We start from the raw sequence: 1,778 nt of genomic DNA, 5'->3' as shown, positions 1-1,778 counted from the left end.
CGGGCGAACGCGATTCTTTCGGCATCTTGCCGCAGGAGACGTATGAGGCGATGCTCGTCGGGCTCGGGCCCGAGCACTGCCGTCTGTACACTGTTCGGCGCGAGGGCCGGCCGCTGTGCTGGGGAATCGTCACGACCACCGCCTCCCAGGCCACCTACTATTACGCGGCTTCGAACGACGAGGGCCGAAAAGCAGGCGCCCCCGATCTGCTCGTCTTCGCCATGGCCCGCTTCCTGCGCGAGCGGGGAATCGAGAGTTTCGACCTCATGGGCATCGATTCGGAGCGTGCGCCGCAACTGGCGGGCGTGCGCGGATTCAAGACCAAGTTCAGCGAGGAGATCGCCGAAGTCCCCGGCGCATGGGACGTTCCGGTCTCGCCTTTGCGCTATGAGGCTCTGGTGAAGGCCTTGGCCGCCAAGCGCTGGGCGAGTGCGAAGCTCGGCTCGGTGCGGCAGCGCTTGCGAGGAGCCTTGGAAGGCCGGGATTCGTAAGGCCGTCGAGGGCTTCAAAGCCGAAGGGGGCGAGGTCTCCGTTTTCTGGACAGCCTCGCCCCGTTTCCGGCTTCGCCTCTTTCTCCCGGGTTTGCGGTTTACTTGGCTTTGCCTTTGGCCGACGCCCCCTCGCCTTCGCCGGGCGCGTCCTGGCCGGGGGCGGTCCCGTCTTTGCTTTCGTTCCCGCCCCGTTCGGGCGATTCGTCTAAGCCGTTTGGCGCGCCTGATCCGGCTGACGCGTTTGGCGCGCCTGATCCGGCTGACGCGTTTGGCGCACCTGAGTCGGCTGGGCCGCCCGATTCCACTGCGCCCCTAGAAGCGGAGCCTTCGCCTGAATCGAGTGCGCTGTCTGTCTGGCCCCCGAGCTCACTGTCTGCCCTCGTCTCCGCAGGCGTCTCCGTCGCCTCGTCTTTTGACTCTGGGACGGCGTCGTTTACGGAGTCGCCGCCGCCCTCGGCGCTTGGGACGGCGTCGTTTTCGGAATCGGAAGCCGCGTTGTCTTCAGAACCCTCTGCAGCTCCGCCCTCGGAGTCGCCGCCGCCCTCAGAGCCGTGGGTTGCTTCGATTCCGTCGAGGTCGCAGTCGCCCGGGCATTCGACGTTCGCGAACCTTGGGTGGCTCTCCGGAGGAAAGGCGAAATGCGGCTTGATGCACTGGGTCAGCTCCTCGCTGCGGGCTTTCAGGCTCAGCGGGACTTCGCCGTCGACCCTGATGAACACACGCATCGAGTGCTCTTCGACCTTGACGGAATCGCCCGGCTCGTAGCGGCGTTCGGGGTCGATGCGGTTGCCCGTGTCGAGGACGTCGGCCCATGCTCCGCCGTACAGATCGCTCGGAATGGTGAACGTCTGGTCGGCGACGTCGGCGTTGAACATCAGCAGAACGTCGTCGTCGTAGATGTCCTCGCCGCGGTCGTCTGGCTCCCCGATGGCCGAGCCGTTGTAGTAGACCATGAGCGACCGGGCGTAAACGGTGGTCCAGTCCGACTCTTCCATGGTGGTCGCATCGGGACGGAACCATTCGATCTCGCCGATCTCCGAGCGGCCGCCCTTCTTGGAGTCGCCTGCGAGGAAGCGACGCCGCCTGAAAACGGGATGCGCTTTGCGGAACTCTATGAGCTGGCGAGTGAACTCGAGCAATCCGATGGCCTCGAGGTCGAGGTCCCAATTGATCCAGGAGAGTTCGTTGTCCTGGCAGTAGACGTTGTTGTTGCCCTGCTGCGTTCGCCCGAGTTCGTCTCCGTGCGCGAGCATAGGCCCGCCCTGGGACAGCAGAAGCGTCGTGAGG

General features: G+C 65.2%; 1 protein-coding gene and 1 pseudogene. One reads left to right on the top strand and one right to left on the bottom strand.

Translation table 11 applies throughout. The features are described 5' to 3' along the window. Positions 1-491, top strand: a 491-nt coding sequence (locus ACO48X_RS09165) for a lipid II:glycine glycyltransferase FemX (protein WP_485001783.1), incomplete at its 5' end; no start/stop codon positions are given. Between the two features lie 98 nt (positions 492-589). On the opposite strand, the pseudogene ACO48X_RS09160 reads toward ACO48X_RS09165, so the two are convergent. Continuing rightward, a pseudogene (locus tag ACO48X_RS09160) lies at positions 590-1,778 on the bottom strand (glycogen debranching enzyme); the annotation flags it as partial.

Source organism: Peptidiphaga sp. (assembly GCF_057238965.1).
Note: the sequence above shows the minus strand (reverse complement) of the source record. Positions and strands in the feature narration are given on the sequence as shown.